The 22,603-nt window shown below is 69.1% G+C and carries 29 protein-coding genes; 17 read left to right on the plus strand and 12 right to left on the minus strand.

The annotated features are described in order from the left end of the window. Window positions 1-44: 44 nt before the first annotated feature. Entirely contained in the window at window positions 45-725 is a 681-nt protein-coding gene (locus J7E96_RS09805; RefSeq protein ID WP_028814608.1) for a response regulator transcription factor, read from the minus strand. Continuing rightward, window positions 722-1,993 (minus strand): cell wall metabolism sensor histidine kinase WalK, encoded by a 1,272-nt coding sequence (locus tag J7E96_RS09810; protein ID WP_215129584.1) that lies wholly within the window; start codon window positions 1,991-1,993, stop codon window positions 722-724. Before J7E96_RS09810 ends, J7E96_RS09805 begins: the two co-directional genes overlap by 4 nt. Window positions 1,994-2,180: 187 nt before the next feature. On the opposite strand from J7E96_RS09810, the gene phoU reads away from it, so the two are divergent. Together phoU and J7E96_RS09820 are read left to right on the plus strand one after the other, a co-directional pair. Continuing rightward, window positions 2,181-2,876: a phosphate signaling complex protein PhoU gene (phoU, locus tag J7E96_RS09815; protein WP_215129586.1), complete on the plus strand. Its 696-nt coding sequence runs from the start codon at window positions 2,181-2,183 to the stop codon at window positions 2,874-2,876. Between the two features lie 112 nt (window positions 2,877-2,988). Further along, window positions 2,989-3,150 carry a hypothetical protein gene (locus J7E96_RS09820; protein ID WP_215129588.1) on the plus strand — a complete coding sequence of 54 codons (162 nt, stop codon included), beginning with the start codon at window positions 2,989-2,991 and terminating at the stop codon, window positions 3,148-3,150. Window positions 3,151-3,218: 68 nt separating this feature from the next. Here the strand turns inward: J7E96_RS09820 and J7E96_RS09825 are convergent, their stop codons facing one another. Both J7E96_RS09825 and J7E96_RS09830 read right to left on the minus strand, forming a co-directional pair. Beyond that, on the minus strand, window positions 3,219-3,515 hold the full coding sequence (locus J7E96_RS09825; RefSeq protein WP_215129590.1) for a hypothetical protein: 297 nt from the start codon (window positions 3,513-3,515) through the stop codon (window positions 3,219-3,221). Window positions 3,516-3,618: 103 nt separating this feature from the next. Continuing rightward, window positions 3,619-4,380 carry a phosphoglyceromutase gene (locus J7E96_RS09830; protein ID WP_215129592.1) on the minus strand — a complete coding sequence of 254 codons (762 nt, stop codon included), beginning with the start codon at window positions 4,378-4,380 and terminating at the stop codon, window positions 3,619-3,621. Window positions 4,381-4,537: 157 nt separating this feature from the next. On the opposite strand from J7E96_RS09830, the gene J7E96_RS09835 reads away from it, so the two are divergent. Both J7E96_RS09835 and J7E96_RS09840 read left to right on the plus strand, forming a co-directional pair. Further along, window positions 4,538-5,845 (plus strand): MFS transporter, encoded by a 1,308-nt coding sequence (locus J7E96_RS09835; protein ID WP_215129594.1) that lies wholly within the window; start codon window positions 4,538-4,540, stop codon window positions 5,843-5,845. A gap of 249 nt (window positions 5,846-6,094) precedes the next feature. Next, window positions 6,095-6,433, plus strand: coding sequence for a hypothetical protein (locus J7E96_RS09840; RefSeq protein WP_215129596.1), 339 nt, complete (start codon window positions 6,095-6,097; stop codon window positions 6,431-6,433). A 140-nt stretch (window positions 6,434-6,573) separates the two neighbouring features. Here J7E96_RS09840 and J7E96_RS09845 read toward each other — a convergent pair whose 3' ends face one another. Both J7E96_RS09845 and mshA read right to left on the minus strand, forming a co-directional pair. Continuing rightward, a complete protein-coding gene (locus J7E96_RS09845) occupies window positions 6,574-7,077 on the minus strand; it encodes a YbjN domain-containing protein (RefSeq protein WP_215129598.1) in 504 nt (167 codons plus the stop codon). Beyond that, complete coding sequence (gene mshA / locus J7E96_RS09850) at window positions 7,070-8,416, minus strand: D-inositol-3-phosphate glycosyltransferase (RefSeq protein ID WP_215129600.1); 1,347 nt, start codon at window positions 8,414-8,416, stop codon at window positions 7,070-7,072. The genes J7E96_RS09845 and mshA overlap by 8 nt, the downstream gene beginning before the upstream one ends. Before the next feature lie 169 nt (window positions 8,417-8,585). Here mshA and J7E96_RS09855 point away from each other — a divergent pair, with 169 nt between their 5' ends. From J7E96_RS09855 to J7E96_RS09865, 3 genes are all read left to right on the plus strand, one after another. Continuing rightward, window positions 8,586-9,392: a class I SAM-dependent methyltransferase gene (locus tag J7E96_RS09855; RefSeq protein ID WP_215129602.1), complete on the plus strand. Its 807-nt coding sequence runs from the start codon at window positions 8,586-8,588 to the stop codon at window positions 9,390-9,392. A gap of 194 nt (window positions 9,393-9,586) precedes the next feature. Next, window positions 9,587-10,636 (plus strand): NlpC/P60 family protein, encoded by a 1,050-nt coding sequence (locus J7E96_RS09860; RefSeq protein WP_215129604.1) that lies wholly within the window; start codon window positions 9,587-9,589, stop codon window positions 10,634-10,636. 325 nt (window positions 10,637-10,961) lie between these two features. Next, window positions 10,962-12,302, plus strand: a complete 1,341-nt coding sequence (locus J7E96_RS09865; protein WP_215129606.1) for a PP2C family protein-serine/threonine phosphatase — start codon at window positions 10,962-10,964, stop codon at window positions 12,300-12,302. 53 nt (window positions 12,303-12,355) lie between these two features. On the opposite strand, the gene J7E96_RS09870 is transcribed toward J7E96_RS09865, so the two are convergent. The 3 genes from J7E96_RS09870 to J7E96_RS09880 all read right to left on the minus strand — a co-directional run bounded on the left by J7E96_RS09870 (window position 12,356) and on the right by J7E96_RS09880 (window position 13,851). Continuing rightward, complete coding sequence (locus J7E96_RS09870) at window positions 12,356-12,703, minus strand: DUF2516 family protein (protein WP_215129722.1); 348 nt, start codon at window positions 12,701-12,703, stop codon at window positions 12,356-12,358. A gap of 100 nt (window positions 12,704-12,803) precedes the next feature. After that, complete coding sequence (locus tag J7E96_RS09875; protein ID WP_215129608.1) at window positions 12,804-13,379, minus strand: hypothetical protein; 576 nt, start codon at window positions 13,377-13,379, stop codon at window positions 12,804-12,806. Window positions 13,380-13,404: 25 nt separating this feature from the next. Beyond that, window positions 13,405-13,851: a helix-turn-helix domain-containing protein gene (locus J7E96_RS09880; protein WP_215129610.1), complete on the minus strand. Its 447-nt coding sequence runs from the start codon at window positions 13,849-13,851 to the stop codon at window positions 13,405-13,407. Between the two features lie 374 nt (window positions 13,852-14,225). On the opposite strand from J7E96_RS09880, the gene J7E96_RS09885 reads away from it, so the two are divergent. Together J7E96_RS09885 and J7E96_RS09890 are read left to right on the plus strand one after the other, a co-directional pair. Beyond that, window positions 14,226-14,696: a DIP1984 family protein gene (locus tag J7E96_RS09885; RefSeq protein WP_215129724.1), complete on the plus strand. Its 471-nt coding sequence runs from the start codon at window positions 14,226-14,228 to the stop codon at window positions 14,694-14,696. A 277-nt stretch (window positions 14,697-14,973) separates the two neighbouring features. After that, the gene (locus J7E96_RS09890; RefSeq protein ID WP_215129612.1) at window positions 14,974-15,390 is read left to right on the plus strand and encodes a DUF5958 family protein; all 417 of its coding nucleotides are present in this window, start codon (window positions 14,974-14,976) and stop codon (window positions 15,388-15,390) included. A 16-nt stretch (window positions 15,391-15,406) separates the two neighbouring features. Here the strand turns inward: J7E96_RS09890 and J7E96_RS09895 are convergent, their stop codons facing one another. Then, window positions 15,407-15,997 carry a DUF4240 domain-containing protein gene (locus J7E96_RS09895; RefSeq protein ID WP_215129614.1) on the minus strand — a complete coding sequence of 197 codons (591 nt, stop codon included), beginning with the start codon at window positions 15,995-15,997 and terminating at the stop codon, window positions 15,407-15,409. Window positions 15,998-16,054: 57 nt separating this feature from the next. On the opposite strand from J7E96_RS09895, the gene J7E96_RS09900 reads away from it, so the two are divergent. The 6 genes from J7E96_RS09900 to J7E96_RS09920 all read left to right on the plus strand — a co-directional run bounded on the left by J7E96_RS09900 (window position 16,055) and on the right by J7E96_RS09920 (window position 20,183). Then, entirely contained in the window at window positions 16,055-16,321 is a 267-nt protein-coding gene (locus tag J7E96_RS09900) for a hypothetical protein (RefSeq protein ID WP_215129616.1), read from the plus strand. Between the two features lie 121 nt (window positions 16,322-16,442). Further along, on the plus strand, window positions 16,443-17,156 hold the full coding sequence (locus J7E96_RS09905) for a TnsA-like heteromeric transposase endonuclease subunit (RefSeq protein ID WP_215129618.1): 714 nt from the start codon (window positions 16,443-16,445) through the stop codon (window positions 17,154-17,156). After that, on the plus strand, window positions 17,153-18,634 hold the full coding sequence (locus J7E96_RS09910) for a hypothetical protein (protein ID WP_251069663.1): 1,482 nt from the start codon (window positions 17,153-17,155) through the stop codon (window positions 18,632-18,634). Before J7E96_RS09905 ends, J7E96_RS09910 begins: the two co-directional genes overlap by 4 nt. After that, window positions 18,571-19,191, plus strand: coding sequence for a Mu transposase C-terminal domain-containing protein (locus J7E96_RS37195; RefSeq protein ID WP_251069664.1), 621 nt, complete (start codon window positions 18,571-18,573; stop codon window positions 19,189-19,191). Before J7E96_RS09910 ends, J7E96_RS37195 begins: the two co-directional genes overlap by 64 nt. Further along, a complete protein-coding gene (locus J7E96_RS09915) occupies window positions 19,188-19,373 on the plus strand; it encodes a hypothetical protein (RefSeq protein WP_215129620.1) in 186 nt (61 codons plus the stop codon). Before J7E96_RS37195 ends, J7E96_RS09915 begins: the two co-directional genes overlap by 4 nt. A gap of 303 nt (window positions 19,374-19,676) precedes the next feature. Then, entirely contained in the window at window positions 19,677-20,183 is a 507-nt protein-coding gene (locus tag J7E96_RS09920; protein ID WP_215129622.1) for a hypothetical protein, read from the plus strand. Between the two features lie 7 nt (window positions 20,184-20,190). On the opposite strand, the gene J7E96_RS09925 is transcribed toward J7E96_RS09920, so the two are convergent. Further along, on the minus strand, window positions 20,191-20,814 hold the full coding sequence (locus J7E96_RS09925) for a TetR/AcrR family transcriptional regulator (protein ID WP_215129624.1): 624 nt from the start codon (window positions 20,812-20,814) through the stop codon (window positions 20,191-20,193). Window positions 20,815-20,883: 69 nt separating this feature from the next. Here J7E96_RS09925 and J7E96_RS09930 point away from each other — a divergent pair, with 69 nt between their 5' ends. After that, window positions 20,884-21,306, plus strand: a complete 423-nt coding sequence (locus J7E96_RS09930; RefSeq protein ID WP_215129626.1) for a hypothetical protein — start codon at window positions 20,884-20,886, stop codon at window positions 21,304-21,306. 100 nt (window positions 21,307-21,406) lie between these two features. Here the strand turns inward: J7E96_RS09930 and J7E96_RS09935 are convergent, their stop codons facing one another. Then, window positions 21,407-21,910 (minus strand): DinB family protein, encoded by a 504-nt coding sequence (locus tag J7E96_RS09935; RefSeq protein ID WP_215129629.1) that lies wholly within the window; start codon window positions 21,908-21,910, stop codon window positions 21,407-21,409. Between the two features lie 172 nt (window positions 21,911-22,082). Between J7E96_RS09935 and J7E96_RS09940 the strand changes: the two genes are divergently transcribed. Further along, the gene (locus J7E96_RS09940) at window positions 22,083-22,535 is read left to right on the plus strand and encodes a nitroreductase family deazaflavin-dependent oxidoreductase (protein ID WP_215129726.1); all 453 of its coding nucleotides are present in this window, start codon (window positions 22,083-22,085) and stop codon (window positions 22,533-22,535) included. Window positions 22,536-22,603: the final 68 nt, after the last annotated feature.

Below are 22,603 nucleotides of genomic sequence, written 5' to 3' on the forward strand. Positions count from 1 at the left end.
GGGGCGCCCCCATCAGCATGAGCAAGCAGGCTGAGGTTTACGGCTTACGGCTCGAATTTGTAGCCGAGGCCTCGCACTGTCACGAGGTACCTCGGCGCGCCCGGGTCCGGTTCGATCTTGGCTCTGAGGCGCTTCACGTGGACGTCGAGGGTCTTGGTGTCGCCCACGTAGTCCGCGCCCCAGACGCGGTCGATCAGCTGCATGCGGGTGAGGACCCTGCCCGCGTTGCGCAGCAGCATCTCCAGGAGGTCGAACTCCTTCAGCGGGAGATCGACCTTGCCGCCGCCGACCGTGACCACGTGACGGTCTACGTCCATCCGCACCGGACCGGCCTCCAGGGCCGCCGGGGTGACCTCTTCGGGCTCTCCGCGGCGGCGCAGGACCGCGCGGATGCGGGCCACCAGCTCCCGCGAGGAGAAGGGCTTCGTGACGTAGTCGTCGGCTCCTATCTCCAGACCCACGACCTTGTCGATCTCACTGTCCTTGGCGGTCACCATGATGACCGGAACATTGGAATGGCTGCGGAGCTGGCGGCAGACCTCGGTGCCGGGCAGGCCCGGGAGCATGAGGTCCAGCAGGACGAGGTCGGCGCCGTTGCGCTCGAACTCGTCGAGCCCGTCGGGGCCGGTGGCCGCGATGGCGACCTCGAAGCCCTCCTTGCGCAGCATGTAGGACAGGGCGTCGCTGAAGGATTCCTCATCCTCGACGACGAGCACTCGGGTCACGGAAGGACCTCCGGGTGGGGAATGGATTCGCGATCAGTGGTCTCGTACGGGCCGGCGTCGTGTGCGGACTCATTGACGCCGTGCGGGCGCGCGACCGATGACCGGTCGCGTGCTGCGGCTGCCTCGGGCAGTCGCAGGGTGAAGGTGGAGCCCTGTCCCTCGGAGCTCCACACCGTGACCTCCCCGCCGTGCGAGGCGGCCACGTGCTTGACGATGGCCAGGCCGAGGCCCGTACCTCCGGTGGCCCTGGAGCGGGCCGGGTCCACGCGGTAGAAGCGCTCGAAGACGCGCTCACGGTCCTTCTCGGAGATGCCGATGCCCTGGTCGGTGACGGCTATCTCGATGAGGTCCCCGCCGGGGGCGGAGATCCGGCGGCCCGCTATGCCGACGCGGGTGCGGGCCGGGCTGTAGTTGACGGCGTTCTCGACGAGATTGCCCAGTGCGGCGGCGAGCTGGCCGCGGTGGCCCCAGACGTGCAGGCCCTCCGTGCCGCCCGACGCCATCGTGATGTTCTTGGTGGAAGCGGCGTGGCGGCTGCGGTCCATGGCCTCGGCGACCAGTTCGTCGACGCGAACCGGCTCCGCGTCCTCCAGCGGGTCGTCGTTCTGGACGCGGGAAAGATCAATGAGCTCTTGGACCAGATTGGTGAGGCGGGTCGCCTCGATCTGCATGCGGCCCGCGAAACGGGTGACCGCCTCGGGGTCGTCCGAGGCGTCCATGACGGCCTCGGAGAGCAGCGAGAGCGCACCGGTAGGAGTCTTGAGCTCATGGCTGACATTCGCGACGAAGTCGCGCCGTACCGCTTCGATGCGGCGGGCCTCGGTGAGGTCCTCCACCAGGAGCAGCACGAGACGCGAGCCGAGCGGGGCGACGCGGGCGGAGACCGCCAGCGCCTCGCCGCGGCCGGTGCCGCGACGCGGAAGGTCCAGTTCGACCTGGCGTATCTCACCGTCCCTGCGGGTGTCGCGAGCCATGTGGAGCATCGGGTCCACAGCGAGCTTTCCGCCCCGGACCAGCCCGAGGGCGTACGCCGCCGAGCTGGCCTTGACGACGCTGTCGCTCTCGTCCAGTACGACGGCGGAGGAGCGGAGCACGGACAGCACGGTGTCGACGCCCGGCGGCAGCACCGCGTTGATGTCGGGGCGCATGGAGGACCGGGTGGGCCTGGCCTGCTCGCGCTCGCTCCAGCGGAACGTCAGCACGGCGATCACACCGGTCAGCAGACCGGCGATCGCTGCTGCTGCGGCGACTGCCGCGTTCACGTCCATGCACCCAGGTTAAGCGGGGGCTGTGACACTCCCCCAGCCAAATGGGTGGCCGCTCGAACACTCGTCGCTCAGAGTTCACCGAGGGGATGGGGCTGGTTCACTTGGGGTGCCGGAACCGGACGCGTAACGGACAGAACGTGGGAGCGTGGGGTTCAGAGGCCACAAGAAAGACAAGAGAGGGACTTTCATGCGCGACGCGTACCACGAGGAACTTGACTCGATCGGTGAAGCCCTGGTCGAGATGGCCCGGCTCGTCGGGTCCGCGATCGGGCGGGCCACCACCGCCATGCTCGATGCGGACCTCAAGCTCGCCGAGAGCGTGATTGCCGGCGACCAGAAGGTCGACGATCTCCAGCACGAGCTGGAGGCGCGCGCGATAGCCCTGCTGGCCCGCCAGCAGCCGGTCGCGACGGACCTGCGGATCGTCGTCACCTCGCTGCGGATGAGCGCTGACCTGGAGCGTTCGGGCGACCTCGCCCAGCACGTGGCGAAGCTCGCCCGGCTGCGCTTCCCGGCCTCGGCCGTACCGCACGACCTGCACGCGACCATGCTGGAGATGGGGCAGCTCGCGCAGCGCCTGATGGCGAAGGCGGCGGAGGTCATCACCACGAAGGACGTCGACCTCGCGCTCCAGCTGGAGCACGACGACGACGAGATGGACCTGCTGCACCGCACTCTGTTCCAGCACCTGATGGACGACCGCTGGAAGCACGGCATCGAGACGGCGGTCGACGTCACGCTGCTCGGCCGTTACTACGAGCGGTTCGCCGACCACGCGGTCTCGGTGGCGAAGCGCGTGGTGTACTTGGTGACGGGTGAGCACGCGGACGAGCTCCAGGCGGCGGCGGCCGCGGCGGCGACGCCGCCCGCCCAGGGCGAGTAACCGCAGTAACAATCGGAGCATTGCGCGTGTGCGCCGTTGATGCGCCCGCCGGAATGGGCATCCAATGGGCAGCAGGAATACGCCACGTGCGTCGCCTTCGAGGAGGATCCCCATGGTCGATTCCCCCACACCCAACTCCCAGCAGGAAACGCCGGTTGACGTGGTCCACCTACGTCTCGCGCTGCCCGTCCTCGGCGCCTGCGGCTGCGGGTCCGGCTGCGGCTGCGGCTGCCAGTCGGGCGGGCCGTGCCAGTGCGGTGGCTGCTCGGGCTAGGGCGACCGGTGAGTACGGAAAGGGCCCGTCCGCTGAGGACGGGGCCCTTTCCGTACCGGCTTGACCGCTTACGCCGCGTCGTCGTACTCGCCCTCGTATTCGTCGTCGTCCTCAAGGCCGAAGTTCTCCGGCACCTCCAGCATCGCCTCCCGGAACTCGGGCCGCGTCTCGTCCATGGCCGCTTCCCTGAAGAGCGCCGCGAGCCGGTGACGGTCCTCGGCGGAAAGCCTGCCGAGGTGGTCGGCGACGTCTTCGAACCAGGTCGTCGCCAGATCCGGATCGACGTCGTCCTCGTCCGTCAGATCGATGGCTGTGACCAACTGCGCCATGGCAGTGGCCAGGGTGGTCAGCAGGGTGTCGCTCATATCGTGCTCTCGCCTCTTCGCGGACCGCTCGGAACCTACACGTCACGCAGCACCGAGCCCCCTGGCGCGGAAAGTCCGCGCCAGGGGGCTCGATCCGTGCGTGTTACTTCTTCTTGCCCTGGTTCTTCACGGCCTCGATGGCGGCCTTCGCGGCCTCCGGGTCGAGGTACGTGCCGCCCTTGGTGACGGGGCGGAAGTCGGCGTCGAGCTCGTAGTAGAGCGGGATGCCGGTGGGGATGTTCAGGCCGGTGATCTCTTCGTCGGAGATGCCGTCGAGGTGCTTCACCAGGCCTCGCAGCGAGTTGCCGTGGGCGGCGACCAGGACGGTGCGGCCGGCGAGCAGGTCCGGGACGATGCCGTCGTACCAGTACGGCAGCATGCGCTCGACGACGTCCTTGAGGCACTCCGTGCGCGGGCGCAGCTCGCTCGGGATCGTCGCGTAGCGCGGGTCGTCGGACTGGGAGAACGTCGTGCCGTCTTCGAGGACCGGCGGCGGGGTGTCGTACGAGCGGCGCCAGAGCATGAACTGCTCCTCGCCGAACTCGGCGAGCGTCTGCGCCTTGTCCTTGCCCTGGAGGGCGCCGTAGTGGCGCTCGTTGAGGCGCCAGGAGCGGTGGACGGGGATCCAGTGGCGGTCCGCGGCCTCCAGCGAGAGCTGGGCGGTGCGGATGGCGCGCTTCTGGAGCGAGGTGTGCAGGACGTCGGGGAGCAGGCCGGCTTCGACGAGCAGCTCACCGCCGCGCACCGCCTCCTTCTCGCCCTTCTCGGTGAGGTTGACGTCCACCCATCCGGTGAACAGGTTCTTCGCGTTCCATTCGCTCTCGCCGTGGCGGAGGAGGATCAGCTTGTACGGTGCGTCGGCCATGCGTACGAGACTAATGGACGCCTCGGACGGTTGACGGCCCGCGTCAATTGGGTAGCTCCGGACCACTCTCGCTTGTAAGTTGCGGGTACCGCGTCAGCCTCTTACGGGGGCGGTCCACCACCACCGCCGCCGCCGAAGGTCCCCGGGGGGATTACGTATGTCCATAGCCACGCTCACACGTGCCGCGAAGGAAACGGTCTCGGGGCTTCCCGACGGTTTCTGGTGGCTGTGGACGTCGACGCTCGTGAACCGCACTGGTGCTTTCGTCCTCACCTTCCTCTCGCTGTATCTGACGCAGGAGCTGGGTTATTCGGCCTGGTACGCGGGGCTCGTCATCGCGCTGCACGGGCTCGGCGGGGTGGCCGGTTCGCCGCTCGGCGGGATGCTCACCGACCGGTGGGGGCGGCGGCCCACGATGATCGCCGGGCACCTGGGTACGGCGGCGGGCGCGGCCGCGCTCGCCGTGGTGACCAGCGCGGTCGGCGTCGCGGTGGTGGTGCTGCTGATGGGTGTCGCCATGCAGGCGGTACGCCCGGCGATCGGCGCCACGATCGCCGACATGGTGCCGGAGCACGAGCGGCGGCGCGCGTACGCCCTGAACTACTGGGCGCTCAACCTCGGCTTCGCCATAGCCGCGCTCGGCGGCGGCGCGGCGATCGTCTTCGGCTACCGGACGCTGTTCGTCGTGGATGCGGCGGCGACCGTTCTGTGCGCGATCATCGTCTTCTTGAGGCTGCCGGAAACCCGGCCCGTCGCCCCGCCGGCCGTCAAGGGCGAAGAAGCGGTCGCCGAGGCGAAGCTGAGCCTGCTGGAGGTGCTGCGCGACGCGGCCTTCCGGACGCTGGTGCTGCTCAACCTGCTCGTCTGCCTCATCTTCACCGCGCCGTGGGTCGCGCTGCCCCTGACCATGGCCGGCGAGGGGCTGGAGCCGAGTGCGTACGGCATGGTCATCGCGGTCAACGGCGTCGTGATAGTCGGCTTCCAGCTGCTCGTCAACAAGGTCACCGACCGCCGTTCGCCGGCCGCGTTGCTCACCGTCTCCGCGCTGCTGTTCGCCGCCGGGACCGGGGCGACCGCGCTGGCCGGGACGCCGCTGCTGTTCGCGGTGACCGTGGTGGTGTGGACGCTCGGCGAGATGGTCCACGTGCCGACCAACGCCGCCGCCACCGCGCGGCTGGCTCCGGAGCACGCGCGGGGGCGGTACCAGGGCGTGATGGGCATGTCCTGGGCGCTGGCCGGTTTCCTCGCGCCGATCCTGGCGGGCTGGATCGTGGACGGGCCCGGGCCGGACGTGCTGTGGATCGGGTGCGGGGTCGTCGGCTGCGTGGCGGCGGCGGGGTACGCGACGCGGCTGCGGCGGGTGCTGGCCGACGCGGAGGCCCCGCAGGCCCCGCAGCCGGCGGTGGCGGTCGCCCTCGTACCGGCGCCTGAGGCTGATGGAGAGAAGGTCAACGGCGTCTGCTGATGGCGCGTTGGCCGATGCCCATGCTGATACCCGCCTCCACGTACGTATGTGAATGGCATTCAGGTACGCGTGGGCGGCGAGCATGCCACGGGGAGAGTGCGCGGGGAAGGGTGCGTGCGACCGATCGGAGGCAGACTTCTCCCCCGTCCGGATGCCCCCATGGCGTGTGCCCCCGTCAGGTGCGCGGAGGTGGAGTGAAGTCAGACCCCGTCAGGCCCCACCCGTCACGTACGTACAGGAGAGCGAAACATGCTTCGTCGCGTCGCGATCACCCTCGTCGGCATCACCGCCGCCGGCTTCATGGCAGCCGGCCCCGCTGCCGCCGCCACCATAGACTTCGACGGCGGACCCTCCGACAACGGCCCCTTCGGCGGCGCCCCCTACAGCGGCGAGCCCTTCGAGTCCGACCGCTTCACCGACCGCCGCCACTGCAAGAACCAGCACGGGGAGTTCCACCTCTCCAACGTCGGCGGTCCCTACGGAATCACCGAGATCCACGCCTCCCACTCCTGTGGCAAGCACCACAACGGTGGCAAGCACAACGACGGCCACAAGGACGGCCACAACGACTTCCACGGCGAAGACTGAGGACTGAGACCTGAGGGCTGACAAGGCCGGCGATCCGCCGCGTCCGCCACAACCGAACGGCCCCGCCTCCACGTGTCGTCATGGCGGCGGGGCCGTTCGCCTGAGCCGAGCGGATCGGAGCGGACCGGGCGGACCGCCGGTCAGCCCGAAGGGCGCTGAGTCAGGTGCGTGAACGCGTCCAGGTTTCTGGTCGACTCGCCGCGCGACACCCGCCACGCGTACTCCCTGCGGATCGCGCTCGCGAAGCCCAGCTCCAGCAGGGTGTTGAAGCTGCCGTCCGCCGCCTCCAGGACGCTCCCCAGCAGTCGGTCCAGCTCGTCGGGAGTCACTGCCGACAGCGGAAGTTTCCCGGCCAGGTAGATGTCGCCGAGGCTGTCGATCGCGTAACTCACCCCGTACAGGCGCAGATTGCGCTCCAGCAGCCAGCGGTGCACCGCCGCGTCGTTCTCGTCCGGGTGGCGGATCACGAAGGCGTTGATGGACAGGGAGTGCTTGCCGACGATCAGGGAGCACGTCGTGGACAGCTTGCGCGTGCCGGGGAGTTTCACCACGTACGAGCCGGGCTCAGGGCTCTCCCACTCCAGCTCCGCGTCCTTGAGCGTCTGCTCCAGCGTCTCGGCGGCCTGCTGCTGTACGTCAGCCATGGTGCGAGCGTACGCGACGGCGGTGTTCGTGCATCGCGGCCAGGTATACGTCGGCCGTGCCGGACGCGGCCGTGTCCCAGCCGAACGACTGCGCGTGGCGGGCGGCCGCCGCGCCCATCCGGTCCACCAGTCCCGGCTCGTCGATGAAGCGCCGCAGCGCACGGGCGTATCCGGCCGGGTCATGGCCCTCGACCAGGATGCCGGTCCGGCCGTCCCGTACGGCGACCGGAAGGCCGCCCACCGCCGCCGCCACCACCGGTGTGCCCGACGCCTGCGCCTCTATCGCGACCAGGCCGAAGGATTCGCTGTACGACGGCATGACCAGGACCGATGCCGCCCGGAACCAGTCCGCCAGGCGGTCCTGGCCGACCGGCGGCCGGAAGCGTACGACGTCGGCGATGCCCAGCCTGGCGGCCAGCTTCTGCAGGCCCTCGGGCTTGGCGAGGCCGCTGCCGCTCGGTCCGCCGACGACCGGCACGACGAGCTTGGAGCGCAGCGACGGGTCCTCGTCGAGGAGCACCGCGACCGCGCGCAGCAGGATGTCCGGGGCCTTGAGCGGCTGGATGCGGCCGGCGAAGAGCGGAATGATCGCGTCCTGCGGGAGGTCCAGGCGGGCGCGGGCCGCCGCCCGCCCGTCGGCCGGACGGAAGCGTTCCAGATTCACGCCGGGGTGTACGACGGCGAGCTTGCCGGGGTCGGCCTCGTAGAAGCGGGCCAGTTCGTCCGCCTCCTCCGCCGTGTTGGCGATGAGGCGGTCCGCCGCCCGTACGATCTGCGTCTCGCCGATGACGCGCGCGGCCGGCTCGGGGGTGTCGCCCTCCGCCAGCGCGGCGTTCTTGACCTTCGCCATGGTGTGCATGGCGTGGACGAGGGGCGCGCCCCAGCGTTCGGCGGCGAGCCAGCCGACGTGTCCGGAGAGCCAGTAGTGGGAGTGGACGAGGTCGTAGTAGCCGGGGCGCTGGCCGGCCCAGGCCTGCATCACGCCGTGCGTGAAGGCGCAGAGCTGCGCGGGCAGCTCCTCCTTGGCCAGGCCCTCGTACGGGCCCGCGTCGATGTGGCGGACCAGGACGCCGGGCGCGAGCTCGACACTGGGGGGCAGGCCGCCGGTGGTCGCGCGGGTGAAGATCTCGACCTCGATGTTGATGGCGGCGAGGCGCTTGGCGAGCTCGACGATGTAGACGTTCATGCCGCCCGCGTCGCCCGTCCCCGGCTGGTGCAGCGGGGAGGTGTGGACGCTGAGCATGGCGATCCGGCGCGGCTTGCGGTGGTGGGCGCCGGGGAGGCGGAGGCGTGGCGGAGTCGCCAGTGTGCCGGCGAGTCGGGAGACGTACTGGCTCACGTCGGCGGTCCTCATCGCTCGGGGTCATGGCATGACGCACAGAGGGCCCGGGTCCCGGCCCTCCGTTCATCCCAAACAGCGGAATGCCTCCCTCCAATTTCCGTTTTGCCAAATCATTACTTCACTGACTCAACCTTTACGAGCCCCAGCGGGCGCTTACCCTCGCTTCATGGCCTCCCGCACATCCCCCTCGCGCCCCGTCGGCGCCGTCACCCGCGGGACGACCAACCCGAACCGCCTGCGCCGCATGGACCGCTGGATCGCCGCCGCGCACGGCCCTGAGCTGCGCCGCAGCGGCGACCCGGTCGCGGTCGACCTCGGGTACGGGGCAGCTCCCTGGACCGCCGTGGAGCTGCTCGGCCGGCTGCGCACCGCGGCGCCCGCCGCCGAGGTCGTGGGCATCGAGATCGAACCGGCCCGGGTGGCGGCCGCGAAGCCGTACGAGCGCGTGGGTCTCGCCTTCCGGCACGGCGGCTTCGAAGTACCCCTGCCCGACAGCCGCCGCCCCGCCCTCATCCGGGCGGCGAATGTGCTGCGCCAGTACGACGAGGGGGAGGTCGCGGCGGTCTGGGAGCGGCTGTGCGCGCGGCTGGCGCCCGGTGGGCTGCTGGTCGAGGGGACGTGCGACGAGATCGGGCGGCGGCATGTGTGGGTCGCGCTCGGGGCGGAGGGGCCGCGGACGGTCACCTTCGCGACCCGGCTGGGGTCGCTGGAGCGTCCTTCCGATCTCGCGGAGCGGCTGCCGAAGGCGCTGATCCACCGCAATGTGCCGGGCGAGCCCGTGCACGCCTTCCTGCGGGACTTCGACCGGGCGTGGGCGGCGGCCGCTCCGTACGCCTCACTCGGCGCCCGGCAGCGCTGGATCAAGGCCGTACGCGATCTGTCGGCGGACTGGCCGCTGGCGGACGGGGAGCGGCGGTGGCGGCAGGGTGAAGTGACGGTGAACTGGGCCGCTCTCCAGCCGCGGACCGGCTGAAACCGTTTTGGATCTTCCCGAATGAGTGGCCGCTGAGGGGAACGTGGCGAGCTGGCCGTTCGTCAGAAACCTGTGGGCGGGCGCCTCTGTCGTTTTCACGGACGGCATGGCAGCATCACCGCAGCGCACCTAAGTTACTGACGGTAAATCACATGTGGGCCATGTGATGAGGGATCTGGGATCCGGGGGAGCTTGTGAACCGACGTCGCAGCGCCGCGACCGCGATCGCGCTGATCTGTGCCTCGACGGCCTTGACCGTGCTGGGCGCGCCCGGGCAGGCGTACGCCGATCCCAGGCCTCCCAGGAGTGAGCAGCGCCTCCAGGAGGTGCGCGGCGAGATCGACGCCCTCTACCGCAAGGCGGGGGCGGCCACGGACGCGTACAACCTGGCCGAGGAGCGCGCCGACAAGCAGTCGGCCGAGATCGTGGCGCTGGCCAAGGAGATCGTCAAGGGCCAGCAGCGGATCGAGGAGCTGAAGAGCAAGGCCGGGGCCGAGGCGCGCGCCCAGTACCGCAGCGGCGGCCTGCCCCCCGAGGCGCAGATGATGCTCAGCGGCGACCCGCAGCTCTTCCTGGACGGGGCCGGCCGGATCCGCGAGGGCCAGCAGGCGGCGAAGGGCCTGCTGGGCGAACTGTCGCGGACCCAGGCCGACTTGGAGGCGTACACCCAGGACGCGTCCGCCCAGTGGAGGAAGCTGGAGTCCAGCCGCAAGAAGAAGGAAGCGGCGAAGAAGGAGATCAAGAAGCAGCTCGCCGCCGCCGAGAAGCTTGAGGCGACGCTGGAGAAGGAGGAGCGCGAGCGGCTCCTCAAGATGGAGCAGGACGCGGCGTACGAAGCGCAGACCGCCTGGCTCGACTCCGGCGCGCTCAAGGACATCGGCGGCAAGGCGACGAAGGGCGGCGAGGCGGCTGTCGCGTACGCCACGGCGCAGATCGGCAAGCCGTACGTCTGGGGCGCCGAGGGCCCGGGTTCCTTCGACTGCTCGGGGCTGACGTCGCAGGCGTGGCTCGCGGGCGGACGCGGCATACCGCGCACGTCGCAGGAGCAGTGGAAGCAGCTGCCGCGCGTCGCCATGAAGGACATACGGCCCGGCGACCTGATCGTCTACTTCGACGACGCCAGCCACATCGGGATGTACGTCGGCGACGGCGCGATGGTGCACGCGCCCCGTCCCGGCCGGGACGTCACGATAGCGGGGGCCGGCTCGATGCCGATCCTGGGCGTCGTACGCCCGGACAAGTAGATCCGGACCTGCGGGACGAGCCCTTCCGGGCGGACGTGCCGGCCGGCCCTTCCGGGCGGGCGTGCCGGGCGGACCGGTGGGGCGGGCGAGGGCCGGTCGTGAGCGGGGCTCGGGCGGCTGTACGGGTGATCCGGGGCGTGATGTTCGTCATGGCCCGGCACCCCGCCGATCACGCCGGATGCGTTGCGGGAAGCGGCAATATGACCCCGGCGGCTTTTCGAACGGCATTCCGTTGGGGCGCCGGGTAACGCTATGGTCCCCGTTTGGCGGAACGTCGATCGTCGTGCCGCCGCACCCTCGGGGGGAGGGAAGGAAACCGAAACCGATGCCCGTACCCGTACCGCGGCAGCGTGTGAGTCCGGCCGTGGAAAGCGGTCAGGCCGCCGTCCTGCCGAAACAGCAGGTCGGGAGCAGCATGGAGTCCGCAGCAGCCACAGCACCCCCGGCAGCCACGGCCCCCGCCGCCCCGGCCGCCCCCGTCGTGTCCGCGAACAGCACCGACCTCACCCTGCTGGTGATCGAGGACGATCCGGCGGGGACGTTCACCGTCCCGTCGCTGCTCGACACCGCCGGCACCCGTGTCCGTATCCGCACCGCCCGCAACCTCACCGAGGCCGAGCGGCTGCTCACGGACGACGTGCACTGCATCCTGCTCGACCTGACCCTGCCCAGCCCCTCCGGCGAGGACGGCGACGAGCTGGCCACCCTGCGGCACGTGCTGCGCCTCGCGCCCCGGCACCCCGTCCTGGCGCTGACCGCCGAGGCCGACGCCGAGCGGGCCGCCGAGGCGGTGCGCGTCGGCGCGCAGGACTACCTCTTCCGCGACGAGCTCGACGGGCGCCAGCTCAGCCGCGCCATCCGGTACGCGGTCGAGCGCAAGCGCGCCGACACCGCGCAGCACAAGCTGGCCGAGTCGCGGCTGCGCGCCCAGGAGAACGCCCGCCTGGAGCGCGGTCTGCTGCCCACACCGCTGCTGGAGGGATCGAACCTGCGCTTCGCCTCCCGCTACCGGCCGGGGCGCTCGCGCGCCCTCCTCGGCGGGGACTTCTACGACACGGTCCGCACCTCCGACGGCACGGTCCACGCGATGATCGGCGACGTCTGCGGCCACGGCCCGGACGAGGCCGCCCTCGGCGTCGAGCTGCGCATCGCGTGGCGGGCCCTGACGTTCGCCGGACTGTGCGGCGACGAGCTGCTCTCCACGCTCCAGCAGGTCCTGGAGCACGAGCGGGAGAGCGAGGAGATCTTCGCGACGCTCTGCACGGTCGACATCGCGCCGGACGGACGGCGGGCCGGGCTGTGCCTGGCCGGCCACCCGGCGCCGCTGATAGCCCGCCAGGGCAGGGCCGCGCAGCTTCTTCCGTACGAGGACGGGGGCCCCGCGCTCGGCCTGCTGCCGCGAGCCCGGTGGTCGCGCCGGCAGGTCGAACTGGGCGGCTCCTGGAGCCTGATGATGTACACGGACGGCCTGATCGAGGGCCGCGTCGGCCCGCCCGGGTCGAAGCAGCGGCTGGGTCAGGACGGGATGGTCGACATGATCAACCGGCAGCTGACGGCCGGGCTCACCGGCGAGGCCCTGCTGGAGGCCGCGGTCAACGAGGCACGGGACCTCAACGGCGGCGAACTGACCGACGACGTGGCGCTGCTGCTCCTGGACCGCGGCTGAGCAGCGGCCGAGCAGCGCCGCCGCCGCGGCCTGTGAACCGTCCGGGGCAGCGTTCAGCGCCCGCCGTTGTACGGCCCGTACGGACCGTCGCTGCTGCTGCCGCCGCCCTTGCGGCCGCCACCGCCGCCGCCACCCGAGACCTGCTTGATCGCGGGCCGTACGTCGACCATGAAGACGATGGTCGCGACCAGACCGGCGATCTGCAGGAACAGCATCGGGACGAACAGGTTCACGGCGACCGTGACACCCAGAAGGACCAGCCAGAAGACCTTGGTCTGCTTGTCGGTGGCACGGTACGCGTCCTCGCGGGCCGTCGCGGCGAAGAACAGCGCCACCACGGCGAGGATGAGCATGGCGAGGTTGAGCAACGACAACAGAGTGCCGAATGCCTGGAGCAACATGCTGTACACCGCCTAGAGAGTGGATGAGCGCCTCGCGGCCAAGGTACCCGGACAACGTGCCGGACACCCATAAAGGTGCCCGGCGCGCGCCCGCCCTACGTCACTTCTCGGCTGCCGGCGTGGCCTTCTTGGCCGGCGCCTTGCGGGCGGGAGGCGTCTTCGTCGCCGGAGCGGCCTTGGCCTCGGCGGCCTTCGGCTCGTCCGCCTTCTTCTGCGGCTCCGGGTCGGGCTCCACGGCGACGGCGATCTCGTTGATCTCCTCGGCCGCGTCGCCGCGCCACGCCCTCACGCTCTGCTCGCCGTGCTCGGCGACCTTCTCGTACGCCTCGCGCGCCTTGACCGCGTACTCGGCCGCCACACCCACGCTCCGCAGCGCGAGGTCCTGGGCCTGCTCGCCCAGCTTCTTCACGTCGGTGTCGAGCGTGCCGAGCACCTCGGTGACCTTCGCCTGAACGGTGGCCTGGGCCTCCTTGGCCCGGATGGTCACCTTCTCCTGGACGGCCTTGGGGTCGGTGTTGCGCACGGCGTCGATACGCGCCGGCGCCTCGGAGCGCAGCTGCTCGATCAGCGCCGGCACCTTCTTCGCCTGCTGTACGGCGAGGTCCGCGGTGCCGGCCGCGAAGTAGAGGGGGGTCGGGTCGGTGAGGGTCTTACGCAGGTCATCGGTGATGGCCATGACTGTGGTCCTCCCGGATCTCAGTTCACTGTGAGGGTGATGTACCGGCATCACTGCCGTCGGCCTTGCGGGGCCCGTCAGCAGAGGCGTCCGTCTCAGCGTCCGTCGTGACGTCCGCTTCGGCGTCCGTCGCGTTCTCCTTACGGAACGACTCGTAGATCTGCAGCAGCACCTGCTTCTGCCGCTCGTTGATCGACGGGTCGGCGAGGATGACGGCACGCGTCTCCAGCGCCTCGCGCTCCCGCTCGTCGAGGATCCCGGCCTGGACGTACAGCGTCTCGGCGGAGATCCGCAGCGCCTTCGCAAGCTGCTGCAGGATCTCCGCGCTCGGCTTGCGCAGGCCGCGCTCGATCTGGCTGAGGTACGGATTGGACACCCCGGCGGCGTCGGCGAGCTGCCGCAGCGACAGCTGCGCGTTGCGCCGCTGCTCGCGCAGATACTCGCCGAGATTGCCGACGTTGAGTGATGCCATGTCCCGATTGTGCGCCATCGGTGCTAACTATTGCAAGCGACCGCTTGCAATAGTGTTCCGTGTCGCACGCGTGCGATCACCTCCGACTGTCCGGTTTGTCCGTTCTCAGCAGATGTGGCGAGTCCCAGTGGTTCTGGCGAACGACCTGGCGGAGTCCCGACAAAGCTGGCCGGCTGGTGTCCTGTCGCGCTGAAGCTGTCGGATTCCCACTCGTTCTCGTTCGTACTGCCGGATTCTCTTTCGTGGCGCTCTGAGCGGCTGTCCGCTCTCACTCCAGTGGCTGGTCAGGGCTCCTTTGGATCAAAATCCAAGTGCGTACGAGCTGGTTCGCACTCGTATACTCGTGCGAGCTCATGGAGGGGGAGGTGGAGACAGTGAAGCTTGCTGAGGCACTGGCAGAACGTGCGGAAGCGACGCGCCGTGTAGAACAGTTGCGAGCGCGCGTCGTCAGCAGTGCGCGGTACCAGGAGGGGGAGGTGCCCGCCGAGGATGCCGCCCAGTTGTTGGCTGAGGCCGGTGAGGTGCTGAGCGCTCTGGAAACGTTGATCCGGCGGATCAACCGGACCAATGCCACCGTGGAGATGGGTCCCGACGGCACGCTCACCGATGCCCTCGCACGCCGGGATGTCCTGCGGTTGCGTCACTCTGTGGTCACTGCGGCGGCGGACGCGGCGGCGGGTAGCAGCGAGCGGGGATACGGCCGGCAACTCCGATCCGAGCTGATGATGCTTTCCGCGCTTCCGGTCGCGGAACTGCGTGGTCAGGCGGATGTTCTCGCGCGGGAGATCCGCGAGGTCGATGTGCGGATCCAGCGTACGAACTGGGAGGTGGATCTGCTGGACTGAGTAGTCCAGCAGGCGGGGACGATGTGGAGCAGGTAGCAGCTTCGGAGGCGTGCACACACCGAGGGCCGGCGGTTTTCCAGCCCACTCCTGGCGCGTGAAGAGCAACGCGGGGGTTCGACTCCCCATCAACAGTGCAGCTCAGCACGGCGTACAGGTAAAGGTGCACATCGCACAGCACATCACCACGTGCAGATCCGAAGCGGTGAGGGCGGGTTCGGGGCTTTCCACATCGCAGCACCATGGACGACGGCGATCCGAGCGCAACGGGGGCATGCGAATGGCTGATCCGTACATCACTCTCAACGAGCTCGCCCAGGAGCTTCGGCCGATGTCACAGGGCATCGAGTGGTTCGAGAGTCTCTCCGCTGAAGAGCAGTCCACCACCCTGCGCCTCCTGTCACATTTCTGCATTCAGGCCCGCGCCACCACCGAGGACGGCCCGGAAAGTATCCGACGTGCCGGACTTCGCGCCACGCACACACCGGCGGTTCTGATCGCACGAGGGCGGATCGACCAGCAACTCGGGAAGATCGTCAGCCTCACCCCCCACGACGAGCGCCTCAAGTCATTCCGGCTGCTGATCGCGGTGCTGGCCGTCGCCGACGGACGTCGACGGGAGCGCTTCTGCTCCGACGGTTGCAGCCACGAATGGCATCGCCTGTCTGTCGACACCCTTGCCGAAACGCTGACCTGATTCCGCGCTGCCGCCCCTACCGGGCCAGCGGCCGCAGGGGAAACATCGCGCTCAGCCGCGGCAGTTTGCGCGCCGCCTCGGCTTCGCTCCGCACGTCCCACTGCTCGCCGAGCGGCCCTCGGCTACGCCCCACATCGTCCTGCTCGGCTTCGATGGCTTCATAGAAGGCGTCGCCGCAGTCGTCGATGCCGGTGAGGAGCCCGTACGCCTCCATGGCGACGTAGTCGAGGGACTCCCACTCGGGCCAGTCGTCGTTCCAGAGCTCGCGGGGGCGAGCCACCAGGCACTGGACCTCAGGGGTGTCGGCCAGAGCGTCGGGATCGGCCTCTGCCCGAGAAAAGGCGTTCCGGCCTAGCCCCACCATCCACAGGCCGAAGTAGCAGAACCCGTCGTCCGAACACCAGCCGCCGAAGATCCGCTCCGCCGCAGCCCATAGATCCCAGGTGAAGGCTACGAGCGTCACTTCGTCCAGGCGAACCTGGAACTGCACGATCTCTGTCAGCGGCCTCCGCGACAACTCGTCACGCAACCAAGCCAGCCGTTCGTCCCGGCCCCGCGCCTGCCGTCGGCACTCTTCGATGAGCTTCCAGAAGGAATCGATGTCCACGACGGCACTGTGCCAGGCACCTCTGACACCGCGTGGTCGGCGAACTATGTTCGAGCAGTGGAGAACGCGGAGATCATCATCAAGCTCAACCCTGATGAGGCCATGGTCCTGTCCGATTGGCTGGAGAGGGTGCAGATGACGGACCTCAGCCGTCTCGTCGACGATGAGGCAGTCTGGGCACCGATTCGCAGGCTGGCCGGCACGCTCGACAAGTCCCTGCCGGGGATCTTCGCGGCGGACTACGGCGAACGCCTGTCTTCGGCACGTCGCAGGCTTCGACCCGCCTCAGGCGATGCCGCCAATGATCACGCAACCTCTGACTGAGCTGGCTCGCAGCATCACTCACTTGAGGGGTTTCATCCCAAAACTTCTGGTGGATTCCCATTGATTCTGGACAGTGAAGTCCATGGGGCTGGGTGGGACGAGCGATACGGCACCGCTACACGTGGACGAATTCGAGGTCGGTTGGCGGGATGCCGGAGGTGAACACCGACGACCACTGAGTGAGGCGGAAGAGGTCGAGTTCGAGAAGGGATTACCAGTACGTGGCTTCCCTTCATACCGCGGTCAGCGGAACTTCCCGGGCCTGTACTGGTCGGCCACGACGGGCGGGCACGTGGGGTTCGAGTCGTGGCTGGAGCGGGATCACGCGATGCTGCTGGACTTCACACCCGAGGTGACCGGGCTGCTGTCGCAGCCGCTATGGCTGTTCTGGCAGAACGACAAGGGCCGGGCGGTCTCCCACGCGCCGGACTACTTCGCACGGTTCGAGGACGGCCGGGGGTTGCTGGTGGACTGCCGGCCTCTGGACCGGGTGGACGAGCGATCGGCGGCCAAGTTCGCGGTGACGCGGCTGGCGTGTGAGGCGGCGGGCTGGGGCTATCGGGTGGTCGGGATGGTGGACCCGGTCCGTATGGCCAATGTCCGCTGGCTGGCGGGTTATCGGCACCCTCGGCATGCGACCACCGTGGGGATGGCCGAGCGGCTGATGGCGGTGTTCTCGGTGCCCTCACCGTTGGTGGGGCAGGCGTCGCTGTTGGGTGATCCGATTGCGGTGTTACCAGCGGTGTTCCATCTGCTCTGGGCGGGGCGACTCCGGGCGGACCTGTCGAAGCCGCTGACGGACACGACGCTGGTGTCGCGGGTGGAGGCGTGGTGAGCGGACGGGCGGCGCTGCGCGTCGGCGACCAGGTCCGGCTCGACGAGCGGCTGCACACCGTGGTCGGGTTGTCAGGGACGCTGGTGCGGCTGGCCGACGAGGCTGGTCGGGCGAGTCTGGTGTTGCTGCCTCACCTACTGGCCGCCGAAGGCTTCGAGTTCCTTGGTAAGCGGGACGGGTCACCGGTAGTGGCGCCCTTCGCGTTGCTGGACACCGTTCCGCCGCTGGAGGCAGAGAAGGCCACCGCCTGGGAACAGCATCTACTGGAGCTGGAGTCCGGGCGGCAAAGCGGTATCGGAGCCGGGGCGGGGCCGCGGCCGGAGTACGACCCGGCCCTGCATACCTTGGAGGAGCGGATCGCCGCGAAGGCCACCGAGTTGCGCGCCCTGGGCTGGACGGTGAGCGCGCGGACGGTCGAGAGGATGCGGGCCCGCTACCGGGATCAAGGGGTCTGGGGGCTGGTCGATCACCGCAAGACCCGTCTGTCCTCGCCGACGGGCCGGGCTGATGAGCGGGTGGTTTCAGCCGTCGCGGAGGTGCTGGCCTGCCAGCTGAACGAGTCGACTGGGACACGAGGCCGGGTGCGGCGCCGGGTCGAGGCCCTGCTGGCCGAGCAGCACGGGGCCGGGGTAGTGCCGATGCCGTCGAAGACGACGTTCTACCGGCTTGTCGAGGCAGTGAGCGCGGGCACGCATGCCTTCGGTTCGGCTGCTTCCCGCCGCTCCCAAGCTCGGCGGCCCGAGGGAATGTTCACGCCGTCCGCGGCCTGCCGACCTGGCGAGCTAGTACAGATCGACACGACTCCGCTGGACGTGCTGGTGATCCTGGAGGATGGGGTGAGCGGTCGTCCGGAACTGACCATCGCCGTTGACGTGGCGACCCGGACAATCTGCGCGGCGGTGCTGCGGCCAGCGGGCACCAAGGCGGTCGATGCGTCGCTGCTGCTGGCGAAGATGCTGGTCCCCGAGCCGCTGCGGCCGGGCTGGCCGGAGGCCCTGGCCCTGTCGGCGACGCTGATTCCGCACGCCCGGCTGCTGGACATCGACGCCCGGCTGGAGCAGGCCGCCGCGAAACCGGTGATCGTCCCGGAAACCATCGGCATCGATCACGGGAAGGTGTTCGTCTCCAGCACCTTCCTGACCGCCTGCCGGTCGCTGGGCGTCTCCGTTCAGCCGTCCCGCCCGGCGACCCCGACTGACAAGGGAATCGTCGAGCGGCCGTTTCCTCGATCAACACACTGTTCTGCCAGCACATCCCTGGCTACACCGGTTCGAACACGACCCGCCGGGGGGCCGAGGTCGAGGCCGTCTGGACGCTCGCGGAACTGGACGACCTGTTGCAGGAATGGATCGTGGCCTGCTGGCAGCAGCGGCCGCACGAAGGACTGCGCAGCCCGTTCCTACCGGGCCGGCCGATGTCTCCCAACGACGCGTACGCCCTGCTGGTCTCCCGCACCGGCTACCTGCCGATGCCGCTGAGCGGCCCCGACTACTTGGAACTGCTGCCAGCACTCTGGCGTTCGGTCAACGACTACGGCATCCGCGTCGACCACCGCACCTACAACTGTCCCGGACTGAACCCGCTGCGGCGCCGCTCCTCGGGAGTGACCGCCAAGGGCGGGCTCTGGGAGGTCCACTACGACCCCTACGACCTGTCCCAGATCTGGGTACGCGACGCGCGCATCGGAGAGTGGATCACTGTTCCGTGGACACACCGGCACCTGGTCTCCGCGCCGTTCGCGGACTTCACCTGGCGCCGGGCCCGGGACCTGCTCGCGATGCGGGGCCAGGACGACACCAACCAAGCCGCCGTGGCCGCCGCAGTCGACCAGTTGCTGACCCGGGGGGAAAGCGGACCGGGCCGCCGAATCGCGGCCCGCACCCGCGCCGCCCTGGAGTCCGCTCGGTCCGTCCCTGCGCTGCCGCAGGCACCGGCTCCGGAAGACGCCGAGGACGAGACCACCGTCCTGGAGCAGCCGTCGAACATCATTCCCTTCAGCGTCTTCGATGCCTTCACCGACGGGAGTCGCCTGTGAGCGAGGCTCCGCTACAGGACATCGCCAACCCGCAGATGTCGCTGACCACGAAGGAAGGCTGGCGGGCGTTCGTCGACGACGGCAGCGAACGCATCACCCGCCGCCGGCTCGACACCATCCACGTCGACCACGCCAGTGAAAGGGCCTTCCGCGGCGAAGCCCGGCGCGGCAGGACAGCCTGATGACCGGCCGACAGAGAGGTCCTGCTCCCGTCACGCTGGCTCCAGTGCCCGCTCAACGAACTGGAACGGCTGGAACTCATCAGCGGCCAGCCCCGCACCACTCTGCTCTGGGCACTGCCAGAACTGCGGCACCACGCTCCCGACATTGTCCCGCCACCCGAGACCTTCATCGTCAACCACCGCCCCGCCTGCGACCTCTGCGCTTGGCGCTCCGGCAGTAACGGCCAACCCATCCACGTCTACATCCGAGGGTTCCATGACAACGTCTGCATCCGTCATCAGCGCTGGCTGAGCTACGGACACGTGAACGACTCCAAACAGATGGACCTGTCACAGGCTCCCGAAATCGCGCAGGCCCAGATTCTTCTGGACCAGCTCGAACGCCGGCACGGCGCCTCCGTTCTCCTTGAGTGTTACCGCCGGTGCGAAAAGTTCTGGACGGAAGTAGACAATCGGGCACTGGTGCACCGAGACAGAGACTCCGTACTCCAGCGCATCTACCGACCCAGCAACGGGGCTCTCCCGAACCGCTTCGCCGCCCATCGAACACCACGGCTCAAACGAGCCGCCAACTATCCCCAAGCCGCCAGGTTCACGAAGCTGATTATTTCCCTGGCACAGCGACCGGAGACCGAACGCAGAGTCGCGCACCTCACCGGCACCACCCAGATCGCGTTCGAGCAAGCCTTCCGCCTGGACCACCGCCCCCGAGGCATCACGCTCCCATGGCTCCGCAACGGCCTTATCGGCTTGGTGGAAGCCGTCGCAGACCTGACTCACGATGGTGAACCCGAAGACGCCTCGTCCTGACTGACCATCACAAAGCGCCCGCGTCGTGGTCGATGAGGGACATGCCCGATGCCAGTGCGCGGGCGGTGTCGGCAAAGTACTGCTCATCGGCACCGGGGGCAAGACCGAGGGGGACGCCCTGACTGAGGCCGACGAACAATGCCCTGAGCGCGGTGGTCAGGCGTTGTGCCTGTTGCGACGTCACGACGCTTCCGTTGTGCGACCTTCCGGTGAACAGCGCGATCAGATGGTTCTCTTGCGACCGGATGGACGCGGCGAGCTGGGAACCCAGCTCTGGGTCATGCAGGGCCATGTCCAGCAAGGTGATCTGGAGCGACAGGCCAGACAGCGCGTCCGAGGCGTCACAACTGCGCCGGTAGTACCGGGCGAAGGCGTCGACCGCTTCCAGCAGATCAAGTCCAGCGGGAACCGCCTGCTCGATCTCCTCGTAGTGCGGCCGCAGGTAGTCGGCGATCAGGGCGACCACCAGGCCGTTCTTGCTTCCGAATAGCGAGTAGATGGCGCCGGTGGTCAGGTCGGCGCGTTCGGCGATCTCATCAAGCTTGGCCCGGTACCCGTCCCGGGACACGACCTGGAACGCAGCGTCCAGCAAGGCGCGGCGGTTGCGTTCCTTGGCCTCCGCTCTCGTCATTCTCATAGTTTGATTATTGCCGTAATCTCATTACGAAACCAGTCGTGACGAGCTTCAAGGAGGACGCTCATGGCCCAGGTCTCGGCATCGCGGGTGACCCGCCAGACGGTGGGCGCCATCGCCGATGGCGCCTTCAAGGTGTTGCTTGCCGCTGTCTCCATCGCCGGCGCTGCGCCGCTCGGCCGGTTACTCGGAACGCCAGCCTGGCTGATGGTCGTCTCAGGCGTGGCCCTGCTGATCGGCGGCGGCATCGAGATCAGATACACGCGCAGCCGGTCGATGCGCACCTACACGCAGCTCATGATTGCCTACGACAGTGGCTGGGTGTTGGCGGCCCTGACCGGTCTCCTGATGGCGTGGCAGGGCAGCAGAGCCGGGGGTGAAGTCTGGATGGGGTACCAGACAGTCGCCCCCGTCGTGTTCGCCGCCCTGCTGGTCGCCGCTGCCCCTACGCAGGTAACCCCGGGCACTCAGCGCGACACCTCAGTTTGAGCGAGACAGCCGGCCCGCCCCCGTCTCGCTCAAACTGAGGCACCCCAGGTCAGGCACTGACTCTGCCTCACCTCGAGCGAGACCGGACACCGACGAAGCCCTAGCGGCCCGTGCGGCCGTCGGCCAGCTCCCGCAGGATGTCGAGGTGGCCGTTGTGCCGCGCGGTCTCCTCGATCAGGTGCAGCATGATCCAGCGCAGGTTGACGCGCTTCCCGTTGTCCCTGGCGCGCTGCGCCTCGGTGTCCAGGTCGTGGTCGGCGACCAGCTTCCGGTACCGGGCGCACTGGGCGTCGTACGCCGAAAGCAGGTCGGCCAGCGGCACGTCGAGCGCGATGCGCATCTCCCGGTCGGGGTCCTCGTCCGTCCACGGCCCCTCGTCCTCCTCGCCGAGGAACACCACCTGGAACCAGTAGTACTCGACCCAGTGGAGGTGGCTGATGAGCCCGCACAGCGTCATCAGCGGAGATCCGGGCAGCGGGGCCCTGCGGGCGTCTTCGTGCGACACGTCGTCGCACTTGGCGCGCGCGGTGTCGCGGACGTAGTCGAGGAACGTGGCGAGCGAGGCGCGCTCGTCGGGCGCGGGAGGCATATCGGTTCGTGTCATCGGGGTGAATGTTCTTTGCCCGTACGCCCGCTGTCGAGCGATTTTGAGTCACCGCAGGCTCCAGGGGTGACTCTTGAGAAGGTCCGGCACTACGCCGGGACCAGCGATACGGCGAGAAGGAGCAGCACACGTGACAGCACACGTGACACACGAAAACGGCGGTGGCGACGGCATCGGTACGGGTACGGGTGCGGTCAAGCTCAGTCCCAGCGGCTGGGTGGCCGAGCAGGCCGAGCTGTACGAGGAGTCCGGCGGCACCAAGGGCACCACCATGCAGGGCGCGCCCTGCCTGCTGATGGACTACCTCGGGCGGCGCAGCGGCGCCATCCGGCGCACCGTGCTCATTTACGGGCGCGACGGCGACGACTACCTGGTCGTGGCGTCGAAGGGCGGCTCGGACGAGCACCCCCTGTGGTACCTGAACATCCAGGACAACCCGCACGTACAACTGCGCGTCGGCACCGAGCGGTTCCCGGCCCGCGCCGAGACGCTTTCCGCCGAGGAGAAGGCCCGCGTGTGGCCGCATCTGGTGGACATCTTCGCGCCGTACGAGACCTACCAGAAGAAGACCACCCGTGACATCCCGGTGGTGCGGCTGCGGCGTACGGACAAGACGAACGGCTGAGGCGGCGGGCCGCCCGGCGCCGGATGACGCCGGGCGGCTCCCGCATTCCCGGCCAAACCCACTGCTGC

It is taken from the genome of Streptomyces sp. ISL-96 (assembly GCF_018614035.1).
GTDB lineage: Bacteria > Actinomycetota > Actinomycetes > Streptomycetales > Streptomycetaceae > Streptomyces.